A 15256-nucleotide genomic window follows, 5' to 3' on the forward strand; every position below is an offset into this window, starting at 1 on the left:
GCTGCCGGTCGACCAGTATATCGGCGGCATCGAGCACGCGATCCTGCATCTGCTCTATTCGCGCTTCTTCACGCGCGCCATGAAAGCCACCGGCCATGTGAACCATGACGAGCCGTTCAAGGGTCTGTTCACCCAGGGCATGGTGGTGCACGAAACCTATCGCCTCGGCGGCAGCGGCACATCCGGCCGCTGGGTATCGCCGAGCGATGTGACGATCGAGGAAACGGACGGCACCCGCAAGGCGATCCTGACCGAGACCGGCGAAGAGGTTGCCATCGGCGCCATCGAGAAGATGTCGAAGTCGAAGAAGAACGTCATCGACCCGGATGATATCCTGGCGACATATGGGGCCGATACGGCCCGCTTTTTCGTGCTGTCGGATTCCCCGCCGGACCGCGACGTGGTCTGGACCGAGGCCGGCGTTCAGGGCACGTTCCGCTTTGTGCAGCGCATCTGGCGGCTTATTTCCGAGGCGGCCCCTGCCCTTGCGGGCATTGACGCTAAGGCGGGCGAGAACGGCAGGGCGCTGGAAATCTCCCGCGCCGCCCACAAGACGCTGAAGGCCGTTGCCGCCGATCTTGACGGACTTGCCTTCAACAAGGCCATCGCCCGCATCTATGAACTTGTGAACGTGCTGGCCCAGCCGCTTTCGGAAGTCGACAAGGCCGATGACGAATTCAAGGGCGCGCTGAAACAGGCCAGCCTGTTCCTGACCCATTGTTTTGCGCCGATGATGCCGCATCTGGCCGAAGAATGCTGGCAGACGCTCGGCGCGGAGGGTATGATCGCCATGGCGGCCTGGCCAAAGCATGACGAGGCCCTGACCGCCGACAATGAGGTGATGCTGCCGGTCCAGATCAACGGCAAGAAGCGCGCCGAACTGACCGTGGCGCGCGATGCCGATCAGGAGAGCATCAAGGCGGCGGTGCTGGCGCTTGAGGCCGTTATACGCGCACTGGACGGCAAGGAGCCGCGCAAGATCATCGTCGTGCCGCAGAGGATCGTGAATGTTGTTGTCTAGATCACGCCTGAGAGCGCTCGCCCTTTCGCTTGGCGCCCTTGCCGCCGTTTCCATGCTTGCCTCGTGCCAGGTACGCCCGCTTTACGGCGGCGCGGAGGGCACGGCGCTGAACGCGAAAATGCACGAACTCGCCTTTTCCGTGCCGACGACGCCGGTTGAGCAATATGTCCGTAACGAGCTGATCTTCCTGACGAGCGGCGGCGCCGGCGAGAGTATCAACGCCAGATATGACGTCGATCTTTCCGCCTTCGCCGTCACATCGGAACTGTTGCAGGACGACAGTTCGGATACGGCCAGCGCCGGGCGCACCATCGTCACGGCCGACTTTGCCCTGAGGCGGCGCGAGGACAACAAGCTTCTGGCGACCGGCCGGCGTCGGGCGACCGCCCTTCTCGATTTTCCCTCGCAGGAATTTGCCAAGCTGAGGGCCATTCGCGACGCCGAGCAGCGCGCCTCCAGGGAAGTGGCCGAGATCATCAATGCCGATCTTGCGATCGCGCTGAACAAGGAACCGCCGCTCGACCTGCCCAAGCCGCCTGCCGAATAGGCGAACCCGCCCGAAAACGCTATCATGGCCGCGCGGCCTCAGCGATCGAGCGAGTGGCCCAGCGCGAGCGATCTGAACCGGCGAAACAATGACGGAAATCAAGTCCTACAAGTTCGACGAATTTCTGCGACAGGACGCCGGGCGTTATCGCCTGTTCCTTGTCTATGGGCCGGACCGTGGTCTTGTCAGCGAGCGCGCCGGATTGATCGCCAGGACATCGGGCGTACCGCTCGACGACCCGTTCTCGGTGATGAAACTCGACATCGGTGATGTTGAAGGCGATCCCGGACGCATCGTTGACGAGGTGAACGCGATCGGGCTTTTCGGCGGGTCACGGCTTGTCTGGGTGCGCGCGGGAGGCAATGACAAGGCGCTCACGAGCGCGCTCAACACGCTTTCCGAAAACCCGCCCGAGAGCGCGTATCTGATCATCGAAGCCGGGGATCTGCGCAAGGGAACGGCCATGCGCAAGGCCGCGGAGAGCGCACGGCAGATCGCCGCCATTCCCTGTTATGCCGATGACGCCCGCGCCCTCAATGCGCTCATCGATCAGACGCTCGGCGAGGCGGAGCTGAGAATCACGCCGCAGGCGCGGCAGTTGCTTGTCTCAATGATCGGCGGCGACCGCCTTGCCACGCGCAACGAGATTGAAAAGCTGGCGCTTTACGGCCGCGGCCTGGAGATGATCACGGAAGAAGACGTCGCGGCCGTGATCGGCGATGCCAGCGCAATTTCCGCCGATGATGCCGTAGATGCCGTGCTTTCCGGCGACGTGGCGGCTCTCAGGCACGCCATGGCCAAGGTCTCACAGTCCAAGACGCCGATTTTCATGATCCTCAACGGCTGCATCCGCCAGTTCCATCTGCTCGACCAGATGCGGGCCGAGATGGAGAGCAAACGCGTCGCCGCAAGCCAGGTGATGCAAAGCCACGGCCGCCAGATCTTCTTTCGCCGCAAGCCGATCTTCGAAAAGGCGCTTTCCGCCTGGAACGGAAACGCCGCCGAACGCGCGCTCAGAATGCTCTCGGATGCGGTGCTGAACACCAGGCGCTACCCGGCGCTCGAAGAGAGCATCGCGATGCAAACGCTGCTGGCGCTGACGCTGCGTTCGAACAGACGCGGCGGCTGACCGGGCGGAACGTCTCGGCCTTCCGGAAACCAGCCGCCGATATTCGGTTCGCGGGCGATCCTTGCAAGGCACGATGCGTGGCGTCAGCAAGGGACCGCGAGATTCTTTCGCGACAAGGCCGATGCGCGGACCACTGTTAATGACCGCCAAGACGCCGCTGACGCAGAAAATCCTCTGCATCATCTTGAGAAAGCGAGAGAAAATTGTATCAATTCAAATTGATATGGTACAATCTCAAGGGTTGCGCTCCAGGCGCCGGCAAATGTCGTCAAGCTGGTCGAGCGAACTGTAGGCGATTCTGATCTGTCCGCCGTCGTTCTTGTGATCAATGGTGATCGTCAATCCAAGACGATCGGAGAGCGAGCGTTCCAGCGCCAGCGTATCGGCATCCTTCTGCTTGGCGGGGCGCGGGGCGCGGAGACCGCCGCCATCAATCGCCTTTTGCGCAAGCTTTTCTGCCTCGCGCACCGACAGGCCCTTCTGCACGACCGTCTGCGCCAGCGCCAGCGGATCCGGCGTTGAGATCAAGGCGCGAGCATGGCCGGCGGACAGAGCGCCCTCCGCCAGCATCGTGCGAACGCCTTCGGGCAGCTTCAGCAGACGCAGGCTGTTGGCGACATGGCTCCGGCTCTTGCCGATGATCTCGCCGAGATCATTCTGCGTATAGCCATGTTCCGCCATCAGCAATTCGTAGCCGTTCGCTTCCTCCAGGGGATTGAGATCGGCGCGCTGCACATTCTCGACAATGGCAATTTCCAGCGCCGTACGATCATCGACGTCGCGGATGAGCGCCGGGACTTCGGATAGACCGGCGAGCTGTGCCGCGCGCCAACGGCGCTCGCCCGCAATAATCTCGAAGCGCTGCTCGCCAATGGTGCGAACGACCACCGGCTGAACAATGCCATGCTGGCGAACAGACGCCGCGAGATCGCGAAGATCTTCTTCCTCGAAATGCCGACGTGGGTTCCGCGGGTTGCGGACGATGAACTCGATCGGGATCCGGCGATCCGCCGTCACCTGCACCGTTGCCGGCTCGCTCGGCTCCGCCTTTTCGATGTCGCCGATCAGCGCCGCAAGACCGCGGCCGAGCCGCCGTTTGGAGTTCTCTTCGCTCATGCTATTCACCTTCCAATGCTGCCGCTCAGGCCGCCGCCATTGCCCGCTCGCGCTGGATGATTTCCGAGGCCAGCTGAATATAGGCCTGACTTCCCTGACACTTGAGGTCATAAAGGATAACCGGCTTGCCGAAGGACGGTGCCTCGGAAACGCGGACATTGCGCGGGATCAGCGTTTTGTAGACCTTGTCGCCCATATACTCGCGCACATCGGAGACCACCTGCTGCGCCAGATTGTTGCGCGAATCAAACATGGTCAGCACCACGCCCTGGATTTCGAGTCCCGGATTGATGGTGCTGCGCACTTCCGACACGGTGTCGAGCAGCTGACTCAACCCTTCCAGCGCAAAGAATTCGCACTGCAGCGGCACGAGAATGGCCTGGGCGGCGCCCATGGCGTTCATCGTCAGAAGATTGAAGGAAGGCGGGCAATCACAGAAGACATAGCGATAACGGCTCACATCCGACTGGGCCAGCGCATCGCGGAGCTTGAACACCCTGCGGGGATCGGACGCGATTTCAAGCTCGAAGCCGAGAAGATCGAGGGTCGACGGCACCAGATCAAGATTCGGAACGGCCGTGGGGATTGCAGCCTCAACGATCGTCTTGTCGCCAACCAGAACGTCATAGGCCGAAAACTCCCGCTGATCGCGGTCTATACCGAGGCCGGTACTGGCGTTGCCCTGCGGATCAAGATCGAGCACCAGGACCTTCTCGCCGATCGCCGCAAGCGCGGTCGCCAGATTGATGGCCGTGGTGGTTTTTCCGACGCCACCCTTCTGGTTGGCGACCGTGATGACACGCGTTTTACGATTCATTGACCATTCCGCCAGTTTCAAGAGGCCGACAACGACGCAAGGCGCGATATTTCCAGGATCACGGAGCCGGGTTCAACCTTGCTTTCATGTTTTACCAGATCGAAGTCCCAATGGTCACGCGCTTTGTCGACCTCGCGCCGAAAATCCCGGCCTTTGTGGAAAAACGCGCGGAAAGCAGGCCGACCCGAAAACCAGGGTGCGGCATATTCCAGAAGCAGCGAAAGATCGGCGAGCGCGCGCGCCGACATCGCATCCCCCTCCACGATTTCGGCCGGCGCCGCTTCTGCGCGGATTGCATGCACGCTGGCGCGCGCGCCGGTCTCACGGATCGCTGTGCGCAGAAAGGATGCCTTCTTGTTGTTGCTCTCGACGAGATGCACCCAGCCCTCGCCCTGTTCGGCCAGCAGGATTGCCGTGATCAGGCCCGGAAATCCACCGCCGCTACCGATATCGATCCATGTTTTCGGCTCCGGCGACAGCTGGAAGACCTGCGCGCTGTCGGCGACATGACGATCCCAGAACTGCTGCCGCGTTGATGGCGCGACCAGATTGATGGCCTTCGCCCATTTTTCGAAATGCCCCGCGAAAGCCTCGAGGCGGAGTTGTGTTTCACGTGAAACGGTTCGGCCGTTCAGTTTCATCAGTCACCTTCAAGCCGCGGCCGCACGGCCGGTCTTCAACCGCACCAACAGCAGGGAAAGTGCGGCCGGCGTCATCCCGTCAATCCGGCTTGCCTGGGCAATCGTCGCCGGGCGCGCCTTCGCAAGCTTGCCCTTGAGCTCATTGGAAAGGCCCGGCAACGCCGCATAGTCAAAGTCGTCGGGGATCACCCTGCCCTCATCCTTGCGCATCTGGGAAATATCTGCGGCCTGCCGATCGAGATAAACCGCATAAGCCGCCTCGATCTCTATCGCGCCGCGGACTTTTTCGTCCGTCTCGGCAAGCTCCGGCCAGATGGCGATCAACCCGTCGAAATCCTGTCCAGGATAGGCAAGAAGATCATAGGCCGTACGGCGCTGGCCATCCTGGTTGAGCTTGAGCCCATGACCTGCGGCCTCATTTGGGGTCACTGACCGCGCTTTCAGCGCCGTCCGCGCCTGCTCCAGACGCAAGGCATAGTCCTCATACAGCGAACGCCTTGCGTTCGAGGCGATGCCCAGCGAGATCGCAAGCGGCGTCAGGCGCTCATCCGCATTGTCGGCCCGAAGCGTCAGCCGGTACTCGGCGCGCGAAGTGAACATGCGATAAGGCTCCGCAACGCCGCGCGTCGTCAGGTCATCAACCATCACGCCGATATAGGAGTCAGTCCGCGAGAAAACCACGGGCTCCGCGTCGCCGGCAAACCGCGCGGCATTCAACCCCGCGACCAACCCCTGGGCGCCCGCCTCTTCATAACCGGTCGTGCCGTTGATCTGGCCGGCCAGAAACAGACCGGGCATCTTCTTCAGCTCCAGAGACGCCTTCAACTCGCGTGGGTCGACATGGTCATATTCGATCGCATAGCCGGGCTGAAGGATCGAGACCCTTTCAAGCCCGGGAATCGCGTGGATAAAGGCCTGCTGAACCGCCTCAGGCAAGGAGGTCGAAATGCCGTTGGGGTAGACGGTATGATCATCCAGGCCTTCCGGCTCCAGAAAAATCTGATGTCCGTCGCGATCGCCGAAGCGCATGATCTTGTCTTCAATCGACGGGCAATAGCGTGGCCCCACGCCCTCAATCTGTCCCGAATACATGGCAGAGAGGCCTATATTGTCACGAATGATCGCGTGGACGTCGGGCGTCGTGCGTGTGATGCCGCAATCGATCTGCGGGTTCTTTACGCCGGCTGTCATGAAAGAAAACGGAACGGCGTCTTCATCAGCTTTCTGCCGATCGAGCGAGGCCCAATCGATGGTCCGTCCGTCAAGTCGCGCCGGCGTGCCCGTCTTCAGCCGGCCGAGCGCTAGCCCAAGGCGACCCAGCGTTTGCGACAGCCCGACCGAGGGCGCTTCGCCGACCCGGCCAGCCGGGATCTTCCGTGTGCCGATATGGATCAACCCGCGCAGGAACGTGCCTGTCGTCAGCACGGCGGCTCCGCAGCCATACCGCCGCCCGTCCTCCGTCACGACGGCGACAACGCGGTCGTTGTCGGTCTCGACATCGAAGACATCGCCTTCGATGATGCTGAGATTGTCGATCTCCGCCAGCGCGGCCTGCATTGCCTCCCGGTAGAGGCGGCGGTCGGCCTGGCTGCGCGGTCCGCGGACGGCCGGTCCCTTGCGCCGGTTCAGCATCCGATACTGGATCGCGGCAGCATCGGCGACGCGTCCCATCAACCCGTCAAGCGCATCGATCTCGCGAACGAGATGCCCCTTCCCCAACCCGCCAATGGCCGGATTGCAAGACATCACGCCGATCGTCTCACGCTTATGGGTGACCAGCGCCGTCCGCGCGCCGCTCCGCGCGGCCGCGGAAGCAGCCTCGCATCCCGCATGCCCACCGCCGATGACGATGACATCAAAATGATCGCTCATGAAAAAGCTCCGTTCAGGCTCGACGACCGCTGGCCGGAACCCTTGTTTTGGCGATGGTTGTGCCGTCTTGCCCCCGGAGAGTCAAGATTGTTTCACGTGAAACACGGTCTACTTGCCAACACAGAAGGACGAAAAGATCACGTCGAGAAGATCTTCGACATCTACCCGGCCCGTGATCCGACCCAGAGCCTCGGCGGCACGACGCAGGGATTCCGATGGCAGTTCCGGCGATAATTCGCGGGCCGCCACAGCCTCCTCAAGCGCGGCAAGCGCCAAGCGCAGATAGTCCGCCTGCCGCGCGCGCACCGGAAGGCTTAGCGATGAGCCCGCCACCCGCGCGGAAAGCCGATTAGAGATCGCAGTAATCAGCCGATCGATCCCCTCCCCGGTCTCGGCCGAGAGCACCAGATCAAAGCCGCCTCCGCCCGATGCAAGATCGGACTTGGTTCCCACGAGCAGGCAATCGCGATCCGGAAAGGCCTCAGGCAAGGCAACGCCCGTCATGTCGGCAAGCGATAGAACAAGATCGGCGTTCTCCAGCAGGGCGCGGGCGCGCCGCACGCCCTCGGCTTCAACCCTGTCCTCGGTCTCGCGCAGGCCCGCCGTGTCATAAAGGCGAACAGCATAACCGCCGATGTCGAGGTGAACCTCGAGAATATCCCGAGTGGTACCGGCAATGTCGGTGACAATGGCGATATCTCGTTTGGCGAGAGCGTTCAAAAGGCTCGACTTTCCCGCATTGGGCGCCCCGGCAATCACCACCTGGTAGCCGTCCCGGATGATCTCTCCCGTGTGAAGCTCCGCAAGATGCTCTCGGATCTGGGCAGCCACGCCATCGACGCTTTGCCAGATGGTGGCGGAAACGGAGCCCGGTATGTCGTCCTCGTCGGAGAAATCCAGTTCGGCCTCGATCATGGCGCGCGCATGCGTCAGCGCCTCGGCCCAACGCTCATAGAGTCCAGACAGCCTGCCGCTTGCCTGTTCCATCGCAAGCCGGCGTTGCATTTCCGTCTCGGCGACGATGATATCGGAAAGTCCCTCGGCTTCTACAAGATCGAGCTTGCCGTTCTCGAAGGCCCTGCGGGTGAATTCGCCGGCCTCCGCATGGCGCGCCCCAGGAAAGGCAGCGAGCCGGGCGAGCATGGCATTCACCACGGCGCGGCCGCCGTGGAGATGAAACTCGACGCAATCCTCGCCGGTAAAGGAAGCCGGCCCGGCAAAGGCCAGCACCAGAGCCTGGTCGATGGCAACGCCTTCCGCATCCCGCAGGGTCATCAATCGCGCCTGACGTGCCGGCGGCACCCGGCCGGCAACCGCGACGCAGATATCGAACGCTGTTGCGCCCGACAGGCGGATCACCGCAACGCCCGAGGGTAAAGCGCCGCTTGAGAGGGCAAAAATCGTGTCGGTCGATCGCATGAGACGCGCCTATGACAGATCGAATTCAAAATTATTTATATACTTCAATATCTTAATCAGAATTCGGGTGTCACTCAGAAACCGTTCATCGGTTGCTTTGGCAACGACACCGCTGCCCGCGACCGAGATCCAGCCAGGCCCTGGCACTTCCGGGTCCCGGCCTCAACTTTCCTCAGGTGTTCATCGATTCGAAGAACTCGGCATTGCTCTTCGTCTGCTTCAGCTTGTCGATCAGGAACTCGATGCCGTCGGTCGTGCCCATCGGCGCGAGAATCCGCCGCAGCACGAAGACCTTCTGCAGATCCTGACGCGGGACAAGCAGGTCCTCCTTGCGCGTGCCCGACTTGAGGATATCGATCGCCGGGAAAATGCGCTTGTCGGCGACCTTGCGATCGAGCACGATTTCCGAGTTGCCGGTGCCCTTGAACTCCTCAAAGATTACCTCGTCCATGCGGCTGCCGGTGTCGATCAGGGCCGTGGCGATGATCGTCAGCGAACCGCCCTCCTCGATATTGCGCGCCGCGCCGAAGAAGCGCTTCGGCCGCTGCAGGGCGTTGGCATCGACGCCGCCGGTCAGCACCTTGCCGGAAGACGGTACGACGGTGTTGTAGGCGCGTCCGAGACGGGTGATGGAATCGAGCAGGATGACGACGTCGCGGCCATGCTCGACCAGGCGTTTGGCCTTCTCGATCACCATTTCGGCGACCTGAACGTGGCGTACGGCTGGTTCATCGAAGGTCGACGACACGACCTCGCCCTTCACCGAGCGCTGCATGTCGGTCACCTCTTCCGGACGCTCGTCGATCAAGAGAACGATCAGGAAGCATTCGGGATGATTGGCCGTGATCGAATGGGCGATGTTCTGCAAGAGAACCGTCTTGCCCGTGCGCGGCGGCGCGACGATCAGTCCGCGCTGTCCCTTGCCGAGCGGCGCGACGAGGTCGATGACGCGCGGCGAGAGATCCTTCGATGTCGGGTTCTCCAGTTCCATCTTGAACCGTTCATCGGGATAAAGCGGCGTCAGATTATCGAAATGGACCTTGTGACGGATTTTCTCCGGATCGTCGGAATTGATCGTGTTGACCTTCAGAAGGGCGAAATAACGCTCACCTTCCTTGGGCCCGCGGATTGGGCCTTCGACAGTATCGCCCGTCTTCAGCGCAAAACGCCGGATCTGGGAGGGAGAGATATAGATGTCGTCCGGACCCGGCAGATAATTGGCATTTGCCGAACGCAGGAAGCCAAAGCCGTCCTGAAGAACCTCGACGACGCCCTCGCCGATGATCTCGACATCCTGCGTGGCCAGCACTTTGAGAATGGCGAACATCAGCTCCTGCTTGCGCATCGTGCTGGCGCCCTCGACCTCGAGCGATTCGGCAAAGGCCAGGAGGTCGGTTGGTGTCTTGCTCTTCAGTTCCTGAAGCTTCATTTGAGACATGAAGTAAACCGTGAATTGTTGTGATGATCGAAAGGCCGGTTGCACTGGTGGAGCAGTGCCAATTCGGATTGGCGCAGGGGTATTATTGCACAGCCTTTTTGGATGGGTCGGCTGGAAGATACTGATTTGCCCGTGTCGTTACAAGAGCAAATACGCGTTTTTGCCTCGGAAAACGCGCCAAACCATTTATCAAACGATTAAAAGGGTTTAACGATCACCATAATCACGGCAATGATCATCAGCACGGTCGGCGCCTCGTTGACGATACGCCAGTGCCGGGCGCTCGTCGAACGCTTGTCGGCGGAAAAATCCTTGATCGCCTTGCTGTAATAGCCGTGGACACCGGACATCAGGAAGACGGCGAAAAGCTTTACATGCAGCCAGCCATCGGAGAACCATCCGCCGTCCCAGGCCAGATAAAGGCCGAAGATCCAGGTCAGGATTATGGCCGGGTTCATGATCACCTTCATCAGACGATATTCCATCACCTTGAAAGTCTCCGACTTCTCCGAACCCGGCGCGCTGTCGGCGTGATAGACGAAAAGCCGCGGCATGTAGAACATGCCCGCCATCCATGAGATCACCGCGATCACGTGAATGGCCGTCGCCCAGAGATAGAAACTGTCGCGCTGGAAGACGAAGAGCCCGAGACAGACGAACAGGAACAGAAGCAGCGCCGTCATTGCCCGGCTCGCCGACTTCCTGCCCGCGACCTTGCCCGTTTCGCCCTGCTCCGTCATCATTTCCTCCGCATATATTTGTTTTATAAGGTTTATTTCTCGCCGCGCACCAGCTTGACGAGCGTAGCGACTGTTTCCGGATCCACTTCCGGCGTGATCCCATGTCCGAGATTGAAGATCATCGGACCGTCCGACAAGGCTTCAACAATAGCGGTCGCACGCGCTTTCATCAGATCACCACCCGCAACCAATGACAGTGGATCGAGATTGCCCTGCACCGGTCCATCCTTCTGCAGCTCCTTGGCAATGGCGAGCGGCACGGTCCAGTCGAGGCCGATCGCATTGGCATCGGTTTTCTGCCGGTAGGTCGAAAGATTGGCGCCCGCGCCTTTGGCAAAGGCGATGATCTTCGCTCCCGGCACGGCCTGCCGCACCGTCCTGACGATACGGGCGACGGGACGCGCGGCAAAATCGGCAAAATCCTCCTCGCCAAGCACGCCGGCCCAGCTGTCGAAAATCTGCACCGCGTCGGCGCCCGCCTTCAATTGCCGGATCAGATAGTTGGCGGAAAGATCGGCGATCAGATCGAGAAGCTTCAGGAATTCCGTCCTGTGCCGATAGGCGAAAAGCCGGGCCGGCGCCTGGTCGCTGGTCCCCTTCCCCGCGATCATATAGGTCGCCACGGTCCAGGGCGCGCCGCAAAAGCCGAGAAGGCTCGTCTGAGGGGACAGGTTTTTCCGGATACGCCCGACTGCCTCAATGACCGGATCAAGCGTATCAGCTTCGTAACGGGTTTCCAGTGCGGCGATATCGCCAACCATGATCGGGTCAAGACGCGGTCCCTCGCCCTTTTCAAAGCGAACGCCGCATTTCAGGGCGTCCGGGATCACCAGAATGTCGGAAAACAGAATGGCAGCATCAAAACCGTAACGCCGGATAGGCTGCAGCGTCACTTCCGTTGCAAATTCGGGATTGTAACAGAGGTTGAGGAAACCGCCGGCCTTCTCCCTCAAGGCCCGGTATTCGGGAAGGTAGCGGCCTGCCTGTCGCATCAGCCAGATCGGCGGCGGGTTGACGGTTTCGCCTTCAAGCACGCGTTCCAGCGTCCGTTCTGCCATATCCCCAGCCCTTGTAAATAATGAATCTGTTTATGTCTGGATTCCTTTTATTTCTTAGAGTCTGTGAGGATCAAGGATTAAAGGGTTTTCCGGGATTATGAGTCTTTTCCACGCATTCGGCCGTCTTCAGCGGGATTAAAATACCGCCTTGATGGCAATTGTGGGGATGCGCATGGAATATTTCATGGATTCAAATCCTTGGCCTGTTGCGATGGCGGTCGGCGACCTGTGCAAAACCACTGGAATTTTGCCGCGAAAGCCATTCTTTTCCCCGTTTTCAACAGCGGCGTTTGAACCTATTCAACGAAAAAGGATATGTGGATAAATCGCAAGACAACCCACAGGCCAAAACCGGCGCTTCGCATTCGCCCCGTTTTGTCCAGCGTTATGAACAGGAGGCGAAGGACATCGTGGAAAACCGCAAAAACTTCTTTCACCTCCATCTGATCTCCGATTCGACGGGCGAGACGCTGATTTCCACGGGCCGCGCAGTCTCCGCCCAGTTCGGCGGCTATGAGCCGATCGAACATGTCTATCCGCTGGTGCGCAGCCGCAAGCAGGTGCTCGCCGTGCTCAGGGCGATCGACGAGGCGCCGGGCATCGTTCTCTACACGGTGGTCAATGAGGAACTGGGGGCGCTTCTGGAAGAAATGTGCCGGGACATGAACCTGCCCTGCGTCAACGTTCTCGATCCGGTCGCCAGGGTGTTCCAGTCCTATCTCGGCACGGCTTCGCGGAGGCGCTCCGGCGCCCAGCACAGCCTGGACGAGGACTATTTCGCCCGGATCGAAGCGCTGAACTACGCCATGGATCACGATGACGGGCAGATGCCGGAGACCTATGACGAGGCCGATGTGGTCATTCTCGGCATCTCCCGCACGTCGAAGACGCCGACGAGCGTCTATCTCGCCAATCGCGGCGTGAAGGCGGCCAATATTCCGATCGTGCCGGGAATGAAACTGCCCGAAAGCCTCTACCGGGCGAAGAGGCCGCAGATCGTCTGCCTGATCGCCTCGCCGGGACGAATTTCCCAGGTGCGCGAGTTCCGCGAGTTCGGCAGCGGCGCGGACGAGGGCAAGAGCGAATATACCGATCGCGCGGTGATTGCCGAGGAGCTGAAATATGCCCGCAGCCTTGCCGCCCAGAACAACTGGCCGATCATCGATGTCTCGCGCCGCTCGATCGAGGAGACGGCGGCGGCCATTCTTGCCTTGAAATACGAGCTGAAATAGTCACGCCGGAGCTGCGAGAGGAAAGCGCCGATGCCGAAGAATGAAGCGATCATCCTGGCCTCCACCAGTCCTTCAAGGCGGGCGCTGCTCGCCAACGCGAGGATTGCCTTTTCCAGCATGCGCCCGCATGTGGATGAACGGGCAACGGAAGCACCCTTTCTGAAGACCGGCGCGACGCCGGAATTTCTCGCCGGCCTTTTGTCGCGGGCAAAGGCGCTCGACGTCGCGGGCCGCGCGCGAGGCACTTTCGTCATCGGCGGTGATCAGGTGATGGCGTTCGAGGGTTGTCCCTATTCCAAGCCGGAAAACCGGGAGGAAGCGCGCAAGCACCTGAAGCGTCTCTCCGGCAAGACGCATTACCTGATGAGCGCCTTCGCGATTGCCCGTGACGGCGAGATCCTGTTCGAGGCCTGCGAGACGGCGGCCTTGCACATGCGCTCGCTCGACGAGGCGGAGATCGACCGCTATCTGGCGCGCCTTTCCGACGAAGTGCTGTTTTCCTCGGGCGTTTACCAGCTGGAAGGCCCGGGCGTGCGACTGTTCGAGCGGATCGACGGCGATTTCTTCACGATATTGGGCATGCCGATGCTTCAGTTGCTGGCGGCCCTGCGCAAACTCGGAGCATTGCATGACTGATTCACGTGAAACCCATCTGCGGCGGGCCTGCGTCATCGGCCATCCCGTTTCCCAGTCCCGCTCGCCGCTGGTTCACGGCTATTGGCTGAGGAAATACGGGATTTCCGGGGATTATGTGCGCGAAGACGTGGCCCCGGGGGAAATCGCGGGCTTCATCGATCGTCTGCGCTCCGGCGAAGCCGGTTTCGTCGGCTGCAATGTCACCATCCCCCACAAGATGGCCGCTTTCGAGCTTGCCGACGAGGCCGATGAAAATGCCACGCTTCTGGGCGCGGCCAACACGTTGTGGGTCGAAAACGGACGCGTTCATGCCGCCAATACCGACGGCCTCGGCTTTACCGGCAATCTCGACGCGGCCCATCCCGGCTGGGATTATGCGGAAAAGGCCGTGGTGCTGGGCGCCGGCGGCAGCGCGCGTTCGATCGTCATGGCGCTGAAACAACGCGGCATTTCCCACATCCACATCATCAACCGCACGCTTGCGCGGGCCTCCGAACTGGCCGCGCGGCTTGGCGACCGCGTCGATGCGCATGACATGGACCGGCTTGCCGACGTAATGAAAGGCGCCGGCCTTTTCGTCAACACCACGTCGCTCGGCATGAAGGGCGGCGCCGTGCCGGACTTTGACTTCGGCCTCCTCTCCGAAAACGCCATTGTAGCCGATATCGTCTATGTGCCGCTCGAAACGCCGATCCTGAAACAGGCGAAGGCGCATGGGTTGAGGACGGCGGACGGCCTCGGCATGCTTCTACATCAGGCCGTGCCGGGTTTTGAAAAATGGTTCGGCAGGAAGCCAGAGGTCGATGACGCGTTGAGAAATGAAATCATCGCCGATCTTGAGGCGAACGGATGATCATTCTCGGCCTCACCGGATCGATCGGCATGGGAAAGTCCACCACGGCGGGCTTTTTCACCGAGGCCGGCATACCGGTACAAAATGCCGACGAGGTGGTGCATGCGCTTTATCGCGGCCGGGCCGTGGCCCCGGTCGAGGCCGCCTTTCCGGGCGTTGCCGAAAATGGCGTGATCGATCGCGCGCGCCTCAGCAGGGCGCTTGCGGGCAAGCCGGAAAATTTCGAGAAGCTGGAGGCGATCGTCCACCCGCTGGTGCGCGAGGAGCGCGACCGCTTCCTGGAAAAGGCGCGCGCCGACGAGGCTCCGATCGCCGTGCTCGACATCCCCCTCCTGTTCGAGACCGGGGCCGAGCGCGCCGTCGATTACGTGCTCGTCGTCACCTGCGATCCGGCGATCCAGCGCGAACGCGTGCTGGCGCGGCCGGATATGACAGTGGAAAAGTTCGAAACAGTGCTGAAACGCCAGCTTGGCGATGGCGAAAAACGCGCGCGGGCCGACTATATTGTCGACACGGGGCACGGCATTGACGAGGCGCGGGCGGCGGTCGGTCACATCATTGCCGAGCTGAAGAACAAGGCGGCGGACGACGCGGCGCAGAAAGACTAAGGAGCGGTGATGAAGGTCACGCGCGATATCATTTTCGATACCGAAACAACGGGCATGGACAAGAATGACGACCGACTGATCGAGATCGGCGGCGTCGAGCTGATCGACCATTTCCCGACCGGAAAGACC

16 protein-coding genes are annotated in these 15256 nt (G+C 61.0%); 8 read left to right on the forward strand and 8 right to left on the reverse strand.

The genetic code is table 11. From position 1 onward, the window contains the following. The 3 genes from AC5DC2_RS08560 to holA all read left to right on the forward strand — a co-directional run. Positions 1 to 1021 (forward strand): class I tRNA ligase family protein (locus AC5DC2_RS08560; protein ID WP_491698192.1); only part of this gene is annotated, 1021 nt, incomplete at its 5' end. Continuing rightward, entirely contained in the window at positions 1014 to 1568 is a 555-nt protein-coding gene (locus AC5DC2_RS08565; protein WP_491698193.1) for a hypothetical protein, read from the forward strand. The genes AC5DC2_RS08560 and AC5DC2_RS08565, both read left to right, overlap by 8 nt. A gap of 88 nt (positions 1569 to 1656) precedes the next feature. Then, positions 1657 to 2697, forward strand: a complete 1041-nt coding sequence (holA, locus tag AC5DC2_RS08570; RefSeq protein ID WP_491698194.1) for a DNA polymerase III subunit delta — start codon at positions 1657 to 1659, stop codon at positions 2695 to 2697. A 234-nt stretch (positions 2698 to 2931) separates the two neighbouring features. Here holA and AC5DC2_RS08575 read toward each other — a convergent pair whose 3' ends face one another. The 8 genes from AC5DC2_RS08575 to hemE form a co-directional block, all read right to left on the reverse strand. After that, a complete protein-coding gene (locus tag AC5DC2_RS08575) occupies positions 2932 to 3813 on the reverse strand; it encodes a ParB/RepB/Spo0J family partition protein (RefSeq protein ID WP_491698195.1) in 882 nt (293 codons plus the stop codon). Positions 3814 to 3838: 25 nt separating this feature from the next. Beyond that, positions 3839 to 4630, reverse strand: coding sequence for a ParA family protein (locus AC5DC2_RS08580; protein ID WP_491698196.1), 792 nt, complete (start codon positions 4628 to 4630; stop codon positions 3839 to 3841). Positions 4631 to 4647: 17 nt separating this feature from the next. After that, positions 4648 to 5271 (reverse strand): 16S rRNA (guanine(527)-N(7))-methyltransferase RsmG, encoded by a 624-nt coding sequence (rsmG, locus tag AC5DC2_RS08585; RefSeq protein ID WP_491698197.1) that lies wholly within the window; start codon positions 5269 to 5271, stop codon positions 4648 to 4650. 9 nt (positions 5272 to 5280) lie between these two features. Next, positions 5281 to 7143 carry a tRNA uridine-5-carboxymethylaminomethyl(34) synthesis enzyme MnmG gene (mnmG, locus tag AC5DC2_RS08590; protein WP_491698198.1) on the reverse strand — a complete coding sequence of 621 codons (1863 nt, stop codon included), beginning with the start codon at positions 7141 to 7143 and terminating at the stop codon, positions 5281 to 5283. A gap of 108 nt (positions 7144 to 7251) precedes the next feature. Beyond that, positions 7252 to 8562: a tRNA uridine-5-carboxymethylaminomethyl(34) synthesis GTPase MnmE gene (mnmE, locus tag AC5DC2_RS08595; RefSeq protein WP_491698199.1), complete on the reverse strand. Its 1311-nt coding sequence runs from the start codon at positions 8560 to 8562 to the stop codon at positions 7252 to 7254. A 172-nt stretch (positions 8563 to 8734) separates the two neighbouring features. Further along, positions 8735 to 10000 carry a transcription termination factor Rho gene (gene rho, locus AC5DC2_RS08600; protein WP_156484752.1) on the reverse strand — a complete coding sequence of 422 codons (1266 nt, stop codon included), beginning with the start codon at positions 9998 to 10000 and terminating at the stop codon, positions 8735 to 8737. A 197-nt stretch (positions 10001 to 10197) separates the two neighbouring features. After that, positions 10198 to 10740, reverse strand: coding sequence for a protoporphyrinogen oxidase HemJ (gene hemJ / locus AC5DC2_RS08605; protein WP_491698200.1), 543 nt, complete (start codon positions 10738 to 10740; stop codon positions 10198 to 10200). 32 nt (positions 10741 to 10772) lie between these two features. After that, positions 10773 to 11798, reverse strand: a complete 1026-nt coding sequence (hemE, locus tag AC5DC2_RS08610; RefSeq protein ID WP_491698201.1) for a uroporphyrinogen decarboxylase — start codon at positions 11796 to 11798, stop codon at positions 10773 to 10775. A gap of 410 nt (positions 11799 to 12208) precedes the next feature. Between hemE and AC5DC2_RS08615 the strand changes: the two genes are divergently transcribed. The 5 genes from AC5DC2_RS08615 to AC5DC2_RS08635 all read left to right on the forward strand — a co-directional run. After that, a complete protein-coding gene (locus tag AC5DC2_RS08615; protein WP_491698202.1) occupies positions 12209 to 13030 on the forward strand; it encodes a pyruvate, water dikinase regulatory protein in 822 nt (273 codons plus the stop codon). Between the two features lie 30 nt (positions 13031 to 13060). Beyond that, entirely contained in the window at positions 13061 to 13666 is a 606-nt protein-coding gene (locus AC5DC2_RS08620; protein WP_491698203.1) for a Maf family nucleotide pyrophosphatase, read from the forward strand. Further along, a complete protein-coding gene (locus tag AC5DC2_RS08625; RefSeq protein WP_061449847.1) occupies positions 13659 to 14519 on the forward strand; it encodes a shikimate dehydrogenase in 861 nt (286 codons plus the stop codon). The genes AC5DC2_RS08620 and AC5DC2_RS08625 overlap by 8 nt, the downstream gene beginning before the upstream one ends. Beyond that, positions 14516 to 15127: a dephospho-CoA kinase gene (gene coaE / locus AC5DC2_RS08630; RefSeq protein WP_491698204.1), complete on the forward strand. Its 612-nt coding sequence runs from the start codon at positions 14516 to 14518 to the stop codon at positions 15125 to 15127. The genes AC5DC2_RS08625 and coaE overlap by 4 nt, the downstream gene beginning before the upstream one ends. A 9-nt stretch (positions 15128 to 15136) precedes the next feature. Next, positions 15137 to 15256, forward strand: a 120-nt coding sequence (locus tag AC5DC2_RS08635; RefSeq protein WP_491698205.1) for an exonuclease domain-containing protein, incomplete at its 3' end; no start/stop codon positions are given.

Source organism: Martelella sp., assembly GCF_984369615.1.

Excerpts from the sequence above, each read along its gene's own strand:
- holA (WP_491698194.1), top strand. The coding sequence starts at position 1,657 with ATGACGGAAATCAAGTCCTACAAGTTCGACGAATTTCTGCGACAGGAC.
- coaE (WP_491698204.1), top strand. The coding sequence starts at position 14,516 with ATGATCATTCTCGGCCTCACCGGATCGATCGGCATGGGAAAGTCCACC.
- hemE (WP_491698201.1), bottom strand. The coding sequence starts at position 11,798 with ATGGCAGAACGGACGCTGGAACGCGTGCTTGAAGGCGAAACCGTCAAC.
- mnmG (WP_491698198.1), bottom strand. The coding sequence starts at position 7,143 with ATGAGCGATCATTTTGATGTCATCGTCATCGGCGGTGGGCATGCGGGA.
- rho (WP_156484752.1), bottom strand. The coding sequence starts at position 10,000 with ATGTCTCAAATGAAGCTTCAGGAACTGAAGAGCAAGACACCAACCGAC.
- AC5DC2_RS08620 (WP_491698203.1), top strand. The coding sequence starts at position 13,061 with ATGCCGAAGAATGAAGCGATCATCCTGGCCTCCACCAGTCCTTCAAGG.
- AC5DC2_RS08580 (WP_491698196.1), bottom strand. The coding sequence starts at position 4,630 with ATGAATCGTAAAACGCGTGTCATCACGGTCGCCAACCAGAAGGGTGGC.
- hemJ (WP_491698200.1), bottom strand. The coding sequence starts at position 10,740 with ATGACGGAGCAGGGCGAAACGGGCAAGGTCGCGGGCAGGAAGTCGGCG.
- AC5DC2_RS08625 (WP_061449847.1), top strand. The coding sequence starts at position 13,659 with ATGACTGATTCACGTGAAACCCATCTGCGGCGGGCCTGCGTCATCGGC.
- rsmG (WP_491698197.1), bottom strand. The coding sequence starts at position 5,271 with ATGAAACTGAACGGCCGAACCGTTTCACGTGAAACACAACTCCGCCTC.
- mnmE (WP_491698199.1), bottom strand. The coding sequence starts at position 8,562 with ATGCGATCGACCGACACGATTTTTGCCCTCTCAAGCGGCGCTTTACCC.
- AC5DC2_RS08575 (WP_491698195.1), bottom strand. The coding sequence starts at position 3,813 with ATGAGCGAAGAGAACTCCAAACGGCGGCTCGGCCGCGGTCTTGCGGCG.